The sequence below is a fragment of the Candidatus Avelusimicrobium fimicolum genome (assembly GCF_021632165.1).
In the GTDB taxonomy this organism is placed as follows: Bacteria; Elusimicrobiota; Elusimicrobia; order Elusimicrobiales; family Elusimicrobiaceae; genus Avelusimicrobium; species Avelusimicrobium fimicola.
Map to the genome: position 1 here is coordinate 1 of NZ_JAJWTS010000020.1, position 14444 is coordinate 14444.

Here is a 14444-nt window from a genome sequence, read left to right on the forward strand (position 1 = left end):
ATTAAAGGCTGCGCTGACAGCCTTGATAGGTATCAGACCGTGAGATATATGTCTGCTGATTTGACACAAACTGCCTATGTAACCGTAGATACCTGTACGGGTGAGCGGTGGGCAACCAGTAGCTCTTTTTGAAAAAGTAGTTTTTTATTGAAAAGAAACCCCTTCGCGTTGGTGAAGGGGTTTCTTGCCGTTATACACAGCATAAGGCTCAATTAACGTAACCCAGCGCATAAAGAGGCACAGCCCGCAGGGCTATATTTGGGAGTGTGGGGGAACGTCGTGGGTAATCCACTTGTTGGCGCCTAAAACGCTGCCTTTGCCAATGGTTACGTTGCCAAGAACGGTGGTTTCGGCATAGATGATGACGTCATCCTCAATATTGGGGTGGCGTTTAATGCCTTTTACGGGGTTGCCGTGTTCGTCCAAGGGGAAACTTTTTGCGCCTAAGGTAACGCCCTGATAGAGTTTTACATTGGCGCCAATTACGCACGTCTCTCCAATCACCACACCTGTACCGTGGTCAATAAAAAAGCCGGGCCCGATTTCCGCGCCGGGGTGAATATCAATGCCGGTTAAACTATGGGCATATTCGGTAACGATACGCGGAATCAGACGCACCCCGTTTTTATGTAAAAAGTGGGCCATACGTTGTAAAGTGATGGCGGTAACACCGGGATAGCACAAAAGGGGTTCAACCGGGTTTACGGCGGCAGGGTCGCCCTCGTAGGCGGCGGTAATATCCGTAATCAGCAAGCGTTGGATAGCGGGCAAGGCAAAGATAAAATCGTGCGTGAGCCGGGCCGCCCGGGAACGGCACAAATTGCAGTCTGCTTTTTCCTTACACAAAAAGCAAAGCGCATTTAAAATCTGTATTTCCAACCTTGCGGCTAATTGTTCCAATGTGGCGGGGCAGGCTTTTTGCTCGGTACACTCCAAGGGATATTGGTACAAGAAATCTTTAAACGCGCAAAAAAGTTCTACCGTTTCTTTGGCGGAGGGGATAAACTGGGCCTTTTCGTAAAATTTTTTGTCAAAAGTGCTTTTTAGTTCATCAGTTACGCTGGAAAACGGATTCATAGCGGCCCCTTACATTTTAAAGTCTTCCCCAAGATACAGGCGGCGGGCGTTAGCGTCGTTAAGCAAGGTGTTTTGGTCGCCCTCTACCAAAATTTTACCGTCGTAAATCAAATAAGCGCGTTCCGTAAGCGGCAGGGTTTCGCGTACGTTGTGGTCGGTAATCAGCACCCCGATACCTTTATCTTTTAATTTAAAAATCATATGGCGCAAGTCGGATACGGTAATCGGGTCAATGCCCACGAAAGGTTCGTCTAACAGGATAATTTTCGGGTTGCTAATCATACAGCGCGCAATTTCCATACGGCGTTTTTCTCCGCCGGAGAGGGTCCACGCTTTTTGCTTGGCTAATTTGGTAAGGCCAAATTCGTTTAACAGGGCTTCCACGCGGCGTTTTTGCTCTTGTTTGTCGTCTAAAATTCGCTCCAATACGGCAAGCAAGTTTTCCTCTACCGTAAGGCCTTTAAAAATGGTGGGTTCCTGCGCAAGATATCCCAGGCCGTGCCGGGCGCGTTCGTACATAGGCAGTTTGGTTACGTCGTCCCCGTCAATAAAAACGCGGCCCTTGGTCGGGCTGATAAAACCGACCATCATATAAAAAGAGGTGGTTTTCCCGGCGCCGTTGGGGCCTAACAGGCCGACGATTTCGCCGGACTTAACGTGTATATCCACTCCTTTTACGACCATACGGTCCTTGTAAACTTTAACAATTTGTTCGCTGCGCAGTTCCATAATTAAAACCCCTAAAATTTGGTGTTGGCGGAGGAGTCGTTAAGCCGGGGGGAAACCGCCCAGCCCTGCACCTTGCCGTCTAATATTATTTTTTTGCCCTCGTTATCCGTTTGCACCTTATCCGCTATTATAGCAAATGTACCTTCTTCGCTCGTGCCGTGCAGCAGCGGGCGGGAACCATAGGCATAAGATGCGTTGTTGTTCCCGTCATAAATAATGGTGTCGGCCTCCAAGGTTCGCAGGGAGTCCGAAGCGGATGCGCCGCCTTCCAAAAGCAAATGGTTTTTGGCTTGGCGGTAGGTGGCTTTGTCTGCGGTGAGTGTCTGCGGGCCTTGCGGTGTGTCGCGCACCACGCGGACGTTCCCTTCTAAAATAAAAATCTGTTCGTTTAAATCAAATTCTGCTTTTTTTGCATAAGCGGTGGCGGTGCCGTTTTTTTTGTCGGTGTAAATCAGGCGGATTTGTTTGCCTTTGTTGGCGGTTAAAATGCCCTTTTGCGTTTTGTAGTTGTAGCGGGCATAGTCGGCATAGGCTTGATATTCGGGTGCGTTCGTTTCGGCTTGGCGCAGATAGACGTTCCCTTTGGCGGTAAAGCGGTGTAAGGCGCGTTCGGACAAGGCATAATCGGCGCGGAAACGGTACGTCCCGTTATCGTAAGAAACGTTGCCCTTAAATTCCTCTTGCTGTTTGTCTTTGTAAATTATCCAACTGTCGCTTTGTACTAGTCCGCCCAAAACTGCGGGCATTTTGCTGACGGCGGCTTTTTGTTTTAAATTGCGTTTGGCTTGTGAGAGTTGCTTTTTTGCGGGCGGAATTTTAATCTCCGGCCCTTGGGCGCGTACCGTCCGGCAGCCGCTTACCGCCACAGTTGCCAGCAAAGGGAGCAAAAGAAGCCATTTTGTGTTCATTTGTGTAAGGTTTCCTTGTTTAGTTTTAATTCGTTCGTGCGCGCAGGCAAACGGGTGGTTTGTTTTTTCAGTTCTATTTTGGACAGTTTGGAATCCGTTTCCACACCGCCCTTGGCTGTTACTTTGGCCCCGCCGCGGGTGATGACCGTTTTGGTGTCGGACCAAATGCGGTTTTTGTCCACATCATAGGAAAATTGTTCCGCCGTAATGGTGGCCTTTTCAGTTAAAGATTTTATAATGGCGTGCCCTTCAATAGAGACCAGTTTGCTCGGGTAGTCAAAAGAGCCGGTTTCTCCGGTTACTTGCACACTGTCCCGTCCGTTTTCTTTAAGTAGAAGTACGGGTTTTTTTAAAGTGGCACTTTTTAAATCGGAAAAATCTACCGCATCTGCGCGCAGGATCCATTGTTTTTGGTTGTCCTTGGACTCAAAAATAGAAACCTGTGTAGCCAGTTGCATACCGGCTTCCTCGGCGGGTGAAAAGGTTTCGCTCCCGCCGCAGGCGGCTAACAAAGGTACGATAGAAAACAAAAAGAATTTTCTCATTTTTTATCCAAAAATGCCAAGTATTCAATTAAATCTTTTTCGTCAATAATGCCCACCACCTTGCCGGATTTATCCAGCACCGGCAGATTGTCCACGTGGGTAGAGTGAATCATTTTGGCGGCATCAATGGCGGGACGCGTATCCAAAATATGGTGCGGGTTACGGGTCATTACTTCGGTAATGTTTTTATTGAGCAGGTCCGAGCCGTTTTGCAGTAAGCGGCGCAAATCTCCGTCGGTAAAGTACCCCAGCAGATGACCCTTGCCGTCCACAATGCTGGTGGCCCCGGCGGCTCCGGTTTGGGTCATTACAAACAGCGCGTCTTTGACGGAGGCCGTTTCGCGCACGGTGGGGTTATTTTTCCCTTTGCGCATTAAATCTTTTACTTGCTGGGTAAGCAGTTTGCCCAAGGAGCCCCCCGGGTGAAAGACGGCAAAATCACGTTTTTCAAAATGTTTGATTTTCATTAAGCACAAGGCCAGCGCATCACCCACAGCCAAGGTGGCGGTGGTGGAAGCGGTGGGGGCCAAGTTGTAGGGGCAGGCTTCGCGTTCAATATGGATAGTGAGGTGAATATCGGACATTAATGCCAGTTTAGAATGCGCGTTACCCGTCATACCGATAATGGTTAATTTGCGCCGTTCCAAAGAGGGGAGAATTTTGTTGATTTCCTCGGTTTGTCCGGAAAAAGAAATTGCCAAAATTACGTCGCCGGGCATAATCATCCCCAAGTCTCCGTGCAGGGCTTCCACCGGGTGCACAAAGAAAGACGGCGTACCCGTAGAGGCCAAGGTGGCGGAAATTTTGCGGCCGATAATGCCGCTTTTGCCGATACCCAGCACTACTACGCGGCCCTTGGTCTTGGCAATTACGTCCACGGCTTTTAAAAATTGGTCGTCAATGCTTTTTTTGCTTAGTTCCAAGGCTTCCAATTCTATTTCCAGCACGCGGCGTGCCATACGTTTTACGGCGGTTTCAGAAAATTCTTGTGTCATAGTTTCACCTGTTTATCCACGGGGTCGCTTCGGGTGCGGGCCGTTGGGTTTTAAACGGCTCGGGCAAGCGGGCCGTTACAAAGGAAAAAATAAAATACAGCCCCGTACAAACCGTCAAAAGCAGGCCGAGCAATAAGGCCTGTTTTTTTAAAGAAGGGGTCCAGACGGGGTGGCTATTAATCATTTGAATTTTTTAACCAGTTCGTCAATGGCGCATAACTGGCGCGTCATTTTGGCGGCCATTTTTAAATCTAATGAGTTCGGGCCGTCGGACAAAGCGTGGTCCGGGTCCGGGTGCGCTTCAAAAAACACACCCGCAATTCCAAGTGCGGTTGCCGCTTTGGCCAGTATGGGGGCTAATTGGCGGTTGCCGCCCGTGGTAGAGCCTAACGCTCCGGGCTTTTGCACGGAGTGGGTCGCGTCAAAAATAACAGGATAGCCAAACTGTTTCATAACTTCCAACGAACGCATATCCACGACTAAATCTCCGTAGCCGAAACTGGCTCCGCGTTCGGTAAGTAAAATTTTGTGGTTTCCGCGGGATTCAATTTTTTTGATAACCTGTTCCATTGCCGCCGGGGCCAAGAATTGGCCTTTTTTTACGTTGACGGCTTTGCCCGTATCGGCGCAGGCCAATACCAAATCGGTTTGGCGGCACAGGAACGCCGGAATTTGCAAAATATCGGCTACTTGGGCCACTTCTTCGGCCTGCCACGGTTCGTGGACATCTACCACGAGCGGAAGGCCGGTAATTTTTTTGGCTTTGGCTAAAATTTCAAGTCCCTGGGCAAGCCCCGGCCCGCGATACGCATCTACCGAGGTGCGGTTGGCCTTGTCAAAGGAGGCTTTTAAAATAAAGGGGTGTTTTGTCTTGGCGATAATGGCTTTGAGTTTTTTGGCGGTATCTATATAGTGCGTTTCGCTTTCAATCACGCACGTCCCGGCCATAAATGCCAAGGGTAAAGTGTTGGAAATCTTATAATTACCTATTTTGATGATTTTCTGCATACCCATATCATAGCAAATTTTGTCCGCATTCTATATAGAAATATGCCGAAAAAACTTGTATTTTTGCGCCGGGTATTTTATACTATATCCGTAGATATCCCTTTTAGGAGGATTTTATGAACAGAGGTTTTACGTTAATTGAACTCTTGGTAGTGGTGCTGATTATCGGTATATTATCGGCTATTGCCTTGCCGCAATATGAAGTGGCGGTGGAAAAGAGCCGCGCTTCCGAAGCGTTTGTAAACGGACGGGCGATTGTGGATGCGATGAACCGCGCCTTGAACGAACGCCCCAATGATTTGCCCAAAACGCGCTATGACCTGGATATTAAACTTTCGGGTGGGTCTTGGAATGCGGCAGGAAACCAATATACCACTAGTTTATTTGCATACGATTTGTCCAAGGGCGATCGTGTGGAAGCCACACGCAATTTGGGCGGGTCCGAAAAGTATGTATTGACGTTTTTCAATAACTACAACGACGTTGCCACCTTGCGCACTTGCACGCCGACTGGCTCCACCGCCGCGGACTTGTGCAAATCGTTTGCGGGTTCCGGCTTTACAGTTAAATAAAGTAGTAGTCTGGTTAATTTTTTATTTTCTCCGGGAGAGTGTTTTATAAGGCTCTCCCGGTTTTTTGCGTGTGGTTTTATCATATAAGAGGTACAACTTTCGGGAATGACGACGAAGACAAGAACTGAACAAGACACTTCTCTCTAAAAATGACTGCAAAAAGCAAAAGCAAATGTCATCCCCGAGTGTTTTGGCGGCCCGCAAGGACCCGACGCGGAGCGTTCCAGAATCTAAGCCTTGTTTTATAACAACAGATCCTGGACTACGACTTTCCAGGATGACGGCAATAACCAACGACCCAAGCGGTAGATTCTGAAACAAGTTCAGAATGACCCCTAATTTTTATAACGGCCTTATTTTTTACTGTCATCCCCGAACATTTTGGCTATCCATAGAACGCGGGGCTTTGCCGTTGTAATAGCCGAGGCCCCCGGTTTATTCAACACAGGGGCCTCAATCAGCCGATTTCTCCATAATTACTCTCTTATCCCACGATAATCCAACAGTTCAAAGTTTTGCGGTGCCGCACCGAACCTGCCGAAGGTTGCCCCGCCCCATACCTTTGGTTGACTCCAACAACCCTCGGGTTGTCGGTCCAAAGTTTGTGCAGCGGTCTTTGCACACCAAACGTACCTGTTCCGTGCCGTACAATCCTCAAAGAACTTTTTTTCTGCTTCCGCAGTCCCTTGCCTTGCCACGCTCTTCGCGCCCGCAAGCCAAACAACCGGGAACAGTTATCATCCGTTCGCACCGCCTGACATCATCCGGAAAGGCTGATGCGCCGGGGTAGTTTTCTGCCGGCCCTTACTAGGGATATGAATAGTATAACGGAGTTTCGGCTAAAATCAAGGGGCGTTATACTATATAACTAATTTTTAACACCGCCAAACCGTGCGCCTGGGCTTGGTCCGTCGGAAATGTCTGTCCGTTGCCCTGCAAAAGTGTTGAGCCTTGCACTTGGACTAATAGAAAGGAGCCTTTGACGGAAATAAGCATTTTTTTTCCGTCTAAAAATTCGTGAGTGGGTTTAATAAGCCACAGGGCGTTGTCCAATTCTAGTAGGTATTTCCCGCCTTGTGCCCGTTGGCGCGGGAGCGTCCACCACTCGGTTATCTCGCACCCGGTTAAATCAGGGTAGAGCAAAGGCACGGCAGACAAAAGCGGTACGGAAACACTGTTGCTTTGCGTGGCGGGATTGTCAGCAGTGTAAGTGTTTTCCGGGGTTTGCGCGTCGCGTAAAGCAGGCAAAGGGGAAAGTGGATTCACTTCGGGATAGGTGGTGGCGGGGGTAAAAAGCCGCATAATATAAAACTCATCTAGCCCGAAAAGTTGCGCCATTTGGGCCACATATCCCTTGGAGGGGCGTCTTTTCCCGGTAGCCCACAAGGCGACCGTAGCGGTGGATACTTGCAGGAGCCTTGCTAACTTGGCTTGGGCTCCGCGCAATACACCGCCGTTCCATTTTTCCAGTTGTTTTTCAAACTTATTTATCATCGGCTCCTCTCTAAAAATGCCTTGGGGTAAATTAGGCCCAAAAAACGCTTGACAAATACTAACAATACTTACTATACTAACATTTGTAAACAAGCCCTAACTTGTTTATCTTACGGGCGTACAATCTTGTTTCTATCCTAACAGAAGCAACATACCAAGGGTTTAATCCTCTAAACCCGTGCCGCGCCTGCGGCATAATTGCTTGTGCGCTCTTGCTTGCGTGTTTTCCGCCAGGGAACGCAAGTCTATTGTAGCAAATAAAAAGATGTTTGGGTTAGTAAAGTTAAGATTCCAACGTAGCCGCCCTATGTGAAAAAGGCTTCCGGCCGATTGGCTTAACTTTGCTAACCGCGGTTTCTAAATATGTGTTTATATTTTATTTTCTACTTCGTGGGGGCGGTTGGCGTCATCTGCTTTTTGCGCGAACTGGCGGATTTTTTACGCCATTAGCGATTTTTAGGCGGAGCATTAGGGAAATTATCTATAATGTAAAAATGAAATCTGGTTTTTCCCTTAACATTTACGGCCTAATTTTTGCCATTATGCTGGTTATGGCCGCGCTGACGTACCTCCTGCCCGCCGGGCAGTATAACACCGTCCAAAAAGACGGCCGTTCCTATACCGTGGCCGGGTCCTATCATAAGGTGGAGTCTAACCCGCAGGGCCTTGCCGCCGTGCTGACGGCTCCCGCCAAGGCCTTTGGCGATTGCGCCGATATCATCGTGTTTATTTTTATTACCGGGGCGATTTTTACCATTTTGGAACGCACTGGCACGGTAAACGCCGTGATTTTAGGTACAAGTTATTTATTCTCGCGCAGAGACGGGCTAAAAAAATTCTTTATTCCCGCCAGTATGATACTGTTTTCCTTGGGCGGAGCGGTGTTTGGTATGGAGGAGGAAACCCTTATCTTCATCCCGCTGTTTATCCCGCTTGCGCTCTCCTTGGGGTATGATACGGCGGTGGGGGTAAGTATCCCCTTTTTAGGCGCGTGGGTGGGGTTTGGCTCGGCGTTTATGAATCCGTTTACAGTCGGTATTTCCCAGGGGATTGCGCAGTTGCCCCTTTATTCCGGTTTGGGCTACCGTGCGGCGGTGTGGGCCATTTGTACGGCGGTTGTTATCGGTTTTGTTACTTGGTACGGGGAAAAAGTCCGCAAAAACCCCACTAAAAGTATCACTTACGAGGCCGATAAGGAAAAACGCAAAAACCTGCATTTAAACGTGCTGGAAAAGCCGCATTTTAAAGCCTCGCATATTTGGATTTCGGTAGTTTTTGCCTTGGGTATGGCCACGCTTGTTTATGGAGTGGCGGTGTATCATTGGTATATTATTGAAATTTCCGGCCTGTTTTTAGGTGTGGGCTTGGTGTCGGCTGTGATTGGCCGCTTGTCCTTAAACCAAACGACGGATGCCATTATTGACGGCGCGCGCAGTATGGTCAGCGTGTCTATTATGCTAGCGTTGGCGCGTGCGATTGTGGTGATTGCTTCCGACGGGCGCATTTTGGATACCGTATTGCACGCCATTGTGCAGATTATTGGGCAACAGCACCCCTTGGTTGCCGTGGAAGGGATGTTTTGGGCGCATACGTTTATCAACTTTTTTGTGGCGTCCGGCTCCGGCCAAGCCGTGCTGACAATGCCTGTGATGATTCCGTTGTCCGATTTATTGGGTATCAGCCCGCAACTGTCCATTTTGGCTTACCAGTTTGGCGAAGGCTGGACGAACGCAATTATCCCTACCGCCCCTGTTACAATGGCGGCTATCGGTATGGCGGGGATTCCCTGGCTTAAATGGGCCCGGTGGAATTTGGGCCTGCAAATTGTCTTGGCTGTGCTCTCTATGCTGCTCTTAATCCCGCCTTATTTACTGCATTGGTAGCCTGTTTCGGTTTGTTTAAAGGCCCCTTTCGCAGGGGCCTTTTTTACGTCCTTTTTATGAATTTATCCGCTAAAATTGATTTGGAAAACTGTATTTTTGCACGGGCCTCGCGCTTGTCCGCCCCGGTGGACGGGGTGCGCGGGGGCTTGGCTTCGCCGGAGAAAGATGCCTGTTTGCAGGTACTAATCAGCGTGTATAACTTCTTTTTTGCCGCAGAAAACGGCGCAGATTTACCGGATGAAAATTCCTTTTTAACGTGGCAGGAATTTGTAAAAGAACGGCATTTTTTGCCCTTTTTGTGCCCCAAAGGCGTGCCTTTTTATGCGTGCGATTTTAAGGCAAATCTCTTTTGCTGGGAAAATAAATTTGACAAATAAAAAATACTTTGCTATAATATATTTAATTACAAAACGCACGAAGCGGTTTGTAATTTTTTTATCTCCGGGCGCTCGGCCCACCCTTTCCTTTTACTTTCCGAATATGCCAAACGGGACTTTTTATTAGCCCGTAATTCTTATTTGGAGTTTTTTATATGCCTGCTAAAAAACCGCTCTCCTATCAGCCGGAGTATTGCGAGCGATTACTCGCTTTTTTTAATGTGGCTCCGTTTAGCGTTACCGAGGTGCAAAAGCGCGACGGCAGTATCAGCCTGGTGGAAACAGCCGCCGAGTTGCCCACCTTTGCCGCCTTTGCCAAAATGTTGGGTACTACCTGTGCGGTTCTATCCTCTTGGGAAAAAAAGCACCCCGCCTTCCGTCTGGCCGTCCAAAAAGCGCGCGACTTGCAGGGCAATATCCTTATCCAAAACAGCCTGCGCGGCAATTATTCCTCGTCCTTTGCGGTGTTTACCGCCAAAAATTTATTAGGGTGGAAAGACGGAAAAGAGGATATCCCGCATACGGATATTGTTGTGCGTTGGGAGGAAAACAAATGAATAAATCCGCTGTGGTTATTCCCTATTCCCCGCGCCCGGTACAGGCGCAAATTCACCCGCAGTTGGAAAGCCACCGCTTTTGCGTCTTGGTTACGCACCGCCAACTGGGTAAAACAGTTTGCGCCGTCAATCATTTGCTTAAAAAAGCATTACAAAATCCGCTTCCGCACGCGCGGTATTTTTATATAGCCCCTTTTTTAAAGCAGGCTAAAATGATTGCTTGGGATTATGTCAAACGCTATACCGCGCCTTTGCCGGACGTTACCACAAACGAAAGCGAACTGAATGTTCGTTTGCCTAACGGCGCGCGGATTTGGGTGTGCGGGGCCGATAACCCCGATGCCTTGCGCGGTACTTATGCCGACGGTGTAGTGCTGGACGAATACGCGCAAATTAAACCGGATGTATTTACTGAAATTATCCGCCCGATGCTTTTGTCGCGTGAGGGGTGGGCCGTTTTTATGGGCACTCCTAAGGGGCAGAACGCTTTTTTTGAATTGTTTAACCGGGCGCAAAAATCTGCTTTGGCGGAGCCTGCTGTGTGGTGGACGGGGGTTTTCCGTGCGGACGAATCGGGTGTCATTTCTCCCGCGGAACTTGCACGCTTGAAAGATGAAACGCCGGATACTATTTTCCGCCAGGAATATTTGTGTGATTTTACCGCAAGTGCTGAAAATGTGTTAATTCCCATAGATTCGGTTTTGTCTGCCTGTTCCCGCTCATACAGCCCGGCGGAGGTGCGATTTGCCCCTAAAATTATGGGCATAGACCCTGCACGTTTCGGTGATGACAGAAGCGTTATTTTCTGCCGCCAGGGCTTACAGGCCTTTGCGCCTTTGGTATTCCGGCGGCTTGACAATATGACGTTGGCCGACAGGGCCGCGCGCCAAATAAATATCTTCCGCCCAGACGGTGTATTTGTGGATGCCGGGTGCGGCGGGGGAGTTATTGACCGCTTGCGCCAACTGGGCTTTTGCGTAACAGAGGTTCCTTTCGGCGGGGCTTCTTTGTACCCGGAGCAATATGCCAACAAGAGGGCGGAAATGTGGGGCGAAATGCGGGACTGGTTAAAAGCCGGGGGCGCCTTGCCGCCGTTGCCGGAATTAAAGGCCGATTTGTGCCAAGTGTGTTATGATTATGACGCGGCGGGGCGGATGCGTTTGGAACCCAAGGAAAAATTAAAAGAACGCTGCGGACAAAGCCCGGATTTGGCTGATGCATTGGCCCTTACTTTTGCCGCGCCCGTCCGCCCGCGACATATTGGCACAAAGGAATTTGCCGGCTGTGAGTACGACGTGATATAAGATTAAAAAAAATATTTCTTGACAAAATGTTATTTTTATGATATAATAAAAAAATAGAAGTTACGCAGTATTCCTCTTATTCCCACAATAATTTTTGTAAAGCATTAAAAAGCGTTTTTTGCGCGTTTTGCAGGTTTTTTGACATAAAAAAACCCGCTCGTTAAAGCGGGCAAAAAAAACGGCAGATTTTTTATACCGGGTTTCCTACCAGGCCCAAGGCCAACAACCCCAGTAAAATAACCGTCAGAAAAATAGAAATCCAAGTAGCGGATTTTTTGCTTTTCTTTGGAAAAATCTTGCGCGTAATGATATAAAAACCAGGAAACGCAAGTAAAACCACAAATACAAAAATTGTAATTAATCCCATCATAGTCGCACCTCTTTTGTTATTCTAATAAATTTTTACCGTTTGCGCACGCCCGTGCGCTCCCAAAAACGGGTTATATTCCCACCTATGAAAAATAATATCCAACCGAAAACCGATTATTTACGCCTTTACGGCGAACTGAAAAACGAGCGTGTTTCCTGGCTGTCCGCCTGGAAAGACCTCTGCGCTTATTTAGCGCCTACGCGGGGCTTTTTTGACGGGCAAACACCCAACAGAGGCCGCCGTTTGGACCACAAAACCTTGCTGGACAGCGATCCTTGTCTGGCGGTGGAAATTCTTTCCGCCGGTATGATGAGCGGGCTGACCAGTCCGGCAAGAAGTTGGTTTGATTTAGGGCTAACTCCGCGTGAACTGGAAAAATGCCCCGGTGTGCGCGAGTGGCTGGGCGAAATAAAAAGATGCTTAGAGGAAGCCTTTTCCGCCAGTAACGTATATAGCACGCTTCATACCTTTTACCAAGAAATTGCTGTTTTTGGCACAGCGGCTTTTTTGTTGGAGGAGGACCCGCAAAAAGGAATTAGATGCCGCCCCTTTACCATAGGAGAGTACAGCCTGGGTACCGACGCTTTGGGGCGCGTAAACCGCTTTGGAAGGGAGTTTTTCTTAACGGCCCCGCAAATGCAAGAATCCTTTGGCCTAAAAAATCTGCCGCCCGCTATCCGTCAGGAAGCCGCCCAAAACCGTCCGGCCCGCTATCATAAAATTCTTCATCTTATTTTCCCCAATCCGGAATTTTCCAAAGAGTGTTTGGATAACCGCCATATGGCCTATTCGTCCGTATATTTGACAGAAACCGGCCATTTGCTGCGCCAAAGCGGCTACCGGGAGTTCCCGGTAATTGCTGCCCGTTGGGAGGTAAAACAATCGGCAGATGCGTATGGGCGCGGTCCGGGGTGGAAGTGCTTGGGTGATGTGAAGATGCTTCAAAAAATGCAAAAGGCTAAATTAGTGGCATTGGATAAAAATACAAATCCGCCGGTAATGGTGTCTGCTAATGTGCAGGGAGAAGTAAATTTACTGCCCGGAGGTATTACCCGTTACAACGGTACGACGGATGCGGCAGTAAAGCCCGCCTATCAGGTGCAGGCCGATTTGTCCTCCTTGGAAAATGCCATTTCGTCGGTGAGAAGTACAATTCGTTCGCAATTTTTTGCAGATGTATTTTTAATGCTTTCTGCCCAAAATTATTCCAATATGACCGCCGCCGAGGTAGCCGAACGCCACCAGGAAAAAATGTTAATTTTAGGTCCTGTTTTGGAACGCTTAAAAAATGAACTGCTGGACCCTCTTATTGATAGGGCATTTGCCCTGCTTGACCGCCAAGGTTTTTTGCCGCCCGCACCCGAAAGTGTGCAGGGGCTAAAAATGAAAGTAGAGTATGTATCGCTAATTGCGCGTGCGCAAAAGGCCGCAGGGCTTGCCGCCTTGGTACAGGGAATTAATTACGCAGCCACTTTGTCGGCGGCCTGCCCGAAAGTAGCGGAGCGGGTGGATTATAACCGTGCGCTGGAAGAAGGACTTTCGTCTTTGGGAGTGGCCCCAGCCTTATTAAAAGATTCGGAAAAGTAAAAGCAAAACCGTTTTCGGGCGTGCCTTTATAAGCGAGCGGCCCGCAAACGGAGTAAATACGGCTCCCGGAACCCCGTATTTGCCTATTAAAAAACACATAAGCGTTGGGGCAGGCGTCTAAAATTACCGCACGCTGTCCCAACCGCGGGGGAAAACCGCACCGGCTCCGCGTTTTCCCCCGTTTATCCTGATTCCTATGAACGAAAAACAATTAAAAAAACGCAACGCCTGTGATTTGCAGGCCGTCCTAAAAACCGTACAGGGCCGCCGCGTGCTGTGGCGAATTTTGCAGGCTGCTGCCCTATACCAGCACGGATTTGTGCCGGGGGATGCCTGTGCCACCGCCTTCCATTGCGGGCAAAAAAGTTTGGGACTTTTTCTGCTGGTGGAAATAGAAGAAGCCTATCCGTCTGCCTATGCACAAATGCGGGGGGAATATTTGTCCGAAGTGAAAGCCGGACAAGAACAAATAAACTGCCAAAGTGAGGAAATAATATGAGTGAAGAAAAAAATGATTTAAACGCCCCGGCCGCTCCGGCCGCCGGGCCAGACAACCGGGCGGACGCACCCCAAGACCCGCCGCTCTACGAAGGTCTAAAATTACCTGATGGCATATTGTTTGACGAAACGTCATTAGATGCCTTTAAAACATTGTCGCAAGAAATAGGGCTTTCGTTGGAACAGGTGCAAAAATTGGTGGACTTTGAGGGCCATTTTTTGCGCCAAGGTGTGAGTGAGGAAGAAAACCAAAAACAGCAAATCTGGGAAAATTGGGGCAAGCAGACCAAAGAAATGTACGGCCCTGATTTTGAAGAGGCCGTATCACTGGCCGTTCGCGCGGCAGATGCGTTTGGCGGGCCTGAACTGCGCCAGTTGCTGGAAACTACGGGGCTTGGAAACCATCCCGTTATTGTCCGTACCTTTAACGAGATAGGCAAACGTATCAGCGAAGATTCTTTCCCGGGCGGTAAATCTTCCGCCTTGCAGGATAAAACTTTCGCCGAGGCGTTGTACGGAAAAAATAATTAAGGAGAAAAA

17 protein-coding genes are annotated in these 14444 nt (G+C 48.8%); 8 read left to right on the plus strand and 9 right to left on the minus strand.

Annotation, left to right across the window (positions count from 1 at the left end):
- Nucleotides 1–252: 252 nt before the first annotated feature.
- The 7 genes from epsC to kdsA are packed head-to-tail and all read right to left on the minus strand — an operon-like array spanning nucleotide 253 to nucleotide 5262.
- Nucleotides 253–1077 (minus strand): serine O-acetyltransferase EpsC, encoded by an 825-nt coding sequence (gene epsC, locus ACQY2K_RS07020; protein ID WP_428041268.1) that lies wholly within the window; start codon nucleotides 1075–1077, stop codon nucleotides 253–255.
- A gap of 9 nt (nucleotides 1078–1086) precedes the next feature.
- A complete protein-coding gene (gene lptB / locus ACQY2K_RS07025) occupies nucleotides 1087–1806 on the minus strand; it encodes an LPS export ABC transporter ATP-binding protein (RefSeq protein WP_177745956.1) in 720 nt (239 codons plus the stop codon).
- Between the two features lie 11 nt (nucleotides 1807–1817).
- Complete coding sequence (locus tag ACQY2K_RS07030) at nucleotides 1818–2714, minus strand: LptA/OstA family protein (protein ID WP_428041269.1); 897 nt, start codon at nucleotides 2712–2714, stop codon at nucleotides 1818–1820.
- Nucleotides 2711–3259: an LPS export ABC transporter periplasmic protein LptC gene (gene lptC / locus ACQY2K_RS07035; protein ID WP_428037597.1), complete on the minus strand. Its 549-nt coding sequence runs from the start codon at nucleotides 3257–3259 to the stop codon at nucleotides 2711–2713. The genes ACQY2K_RS07030 and lptC overlap by 4 nt, the downstream gene beginning before the upstream one ends.
- Nucleotides 3256–4254, minus strand: coding sequence for a KpsF/GutQ family sugar-phosphate isomerase (locus tag ACQY2K_RS07040; RefSeq protein WP_177745949.1), 999 nt, complete (start codon nucleotides 4252–4254; stop codon nucleotides 3256–3258). The genes lptC and ACQY2K_RS07040 overlap by 4 nt, the downstream gene beginning before the upstream one ends.
- 4 nt (nucleotides 4255–4258) lie before the next feature.
- Nucleotides 4259–4438 (minus strand): hypothetical protein, encoded by a 180-nt coding sequence (locus ACQY2K_RS07045; protein WP_428041270.1) that lies wholly within the window; start codon nucleotides 4436–4438, stop codon nucleotides 4259–4261.
- Nucleotides 4435–5262: a 3-deoxy-8-phosphooctulonate synthase gene (gene kdsA / locus ACQY2K_RS07050; protein ID WP_428041271.1), complete on the minus strand. Its 828-nt coding sequence runs from the start codon at nucleotides 5260–5262 to the stop codon at nucleotides 4435–4437. Before kdsA ends, ACQY2K_RS07045 begins: the two co-directional genes overlap by 4 nt.
- A gap of 116 nt (nucleotides 5263–5378) precedes the next feature.
- Between kdsA and ACQY2K_RS07055 the strand changes: the two genes are divergently transcribed.
- Nucleotides 5379–5834, plus strand: a complete 456-nt coding sequence (locus tag ACQY2K_RS07055) for a prepilin-type N-terminal cleavage/methylation domain-containing protein (protein WP_177745943.1) — start codon at nucleotides 5379–5381, stop codon at nucleotides 5832–5834.
- Nucleotides 5835–6689: 855 nt separating this feature from the next.
- Here the strand turns inward: ACQY2K_RS07055 and ACQY2K_RS07060 are convergent.
- The gene (locus ACQY2K_RS07060) at nucleotides 6690–7328 is read right to left on the minus strand and encodes a helix-turn-helix transcriptional regulator (protein ID WP_428041272.1); all 639 of its coding nucleotides are present in this window, start codon (nucleotides 7326–7328) and stop codon (nucleotides 6690–6692) included.
- A 494-nt stretch (nucleotides 7329–7822) separates the two neighbouring features.
- Here ACQY2K_RS07060 and ACQY2K_RS07065 point away from each other — a divergent pair, with 494 nt between their 5' ends.
- The 4 genes from ACQY2K_RS07065 to ACQY2K_RS07080 all read left to right on the plus strand — a co-directional run bounded on the left by ACQY2K_RS07065 (nucleotide 7823) and on the right by ACQY2K_RS07080 (nucleotide 11449).
- A complete protein-coding gene (locus ACQY2K_RS07065) occupies nucleotides 7823–9211 on the plus strand; it encodes a YfcC family protein (RefSeq protein WP_428041273.1) in 1389 nt (462 codons plus the stop codon).
- Between the two features lie 56 nt (nucleotides 9212–9267).
- Complete coding sequence (locus ACQY2K_RS07070; protein ID WP_428041274.1) at nucleotides 9268–9588, plus strand: hypothetical protein; 321 nt, start codon at nucleotides 9268–9270, stop codon at nucleotides 9586–9588.
- Between the two features lie 155 nt (nucleotides 9589–9743).
- Nucleotides 9744–10145 (plus strand): hypothetical protein, encoded by a 402-nt coding sequence (locus ACQY2K_RS07075; protein WP_428040248.1) that lies wholly within the window; start codon nucleotides 9744–9746, stop codon nucleotides 10143–10145.
- The gene (locus ACQY2K_RS07080) at nucleotides 10142–11449 is read left to right on the plus strand and encodes a terminase large subunit domain-containing protein (RefSeq protein ID WP_428041275.1); all 1308 of its coding nucleotides are present in this window, start codon (nucleotides 10142–10144) and stop codon (nucleotides 11447–11449) included. The genes ACQY2K_RS07075 and ACQY2K_RS07080 overlap by 4 nt, the downstream gene beginning before the upstream one ends.
- A 190-nt stretch (nucleotides 11450–11639) precedes the next feature.
- Here ACQY2K_RS07080 and ACQY2K_RS07085 read toward each other — a convergent pair whose 3' ends face one another.
- Nucleotides 11640–11819, minus strand: coding sequence for a hypothetical protein (locus ACQY2K_RS07085; protein WP_428041276.1), 180 nt, complete (start codon nucleotides 11817–11819; stop codon nucleotides 11640–11642).
- Between the two features lie 84 nt (nucleotides 11820–11903).
- Here ACQY2K_RS07085 and ACQY2K_RS07090 point away from each other — a divergent pair, with 84 nt between their 5' ends.
- From ACQY2K_RS07090 to ACQY2K_RS07100, 3 genes are all read left to right on the plus strand, one after another.
- Nucleotides 11904–13406: a portal protein gene (locus ACQY2K_RS07090; protein ID WP_428041277.1), complete on the plus strand. Its 1503-nt coding sequence runs from the start codon at nucleotides 11904–11906 to the stop codon at nucleotides 13404–13406.
- Nucleotides 13407–13602: 196 nt separating this feature from the next.
- Entirely contained in the window at nucleotides 13603–13905 is a 303-nt protein-coding gene (locus ACQY2K_RS07095) for a hypothetical protein (RefSeq protein ID WP_428041278.1), read from the plus strand.
- Nucleotides 13902–14435 carry a hypothetical protein gene (locus ACQY2K_RS07100; RefSeq protein WP_428041279.1) on the plus strand — a complete coding sequence of 178 codons (534 nt, stop codon included), beginning with the start codon at nucleotides 13902–13904 and terminating at the stop codon, nucleotides 14433–14435. Before ACQY2K_RS07095 ends, ACQY2K_RS07100 begins: the two co-directional genes overlap by 4 nt.
- Nucleotides 14436–14444 lie beyond the last annotated feature (9 nt).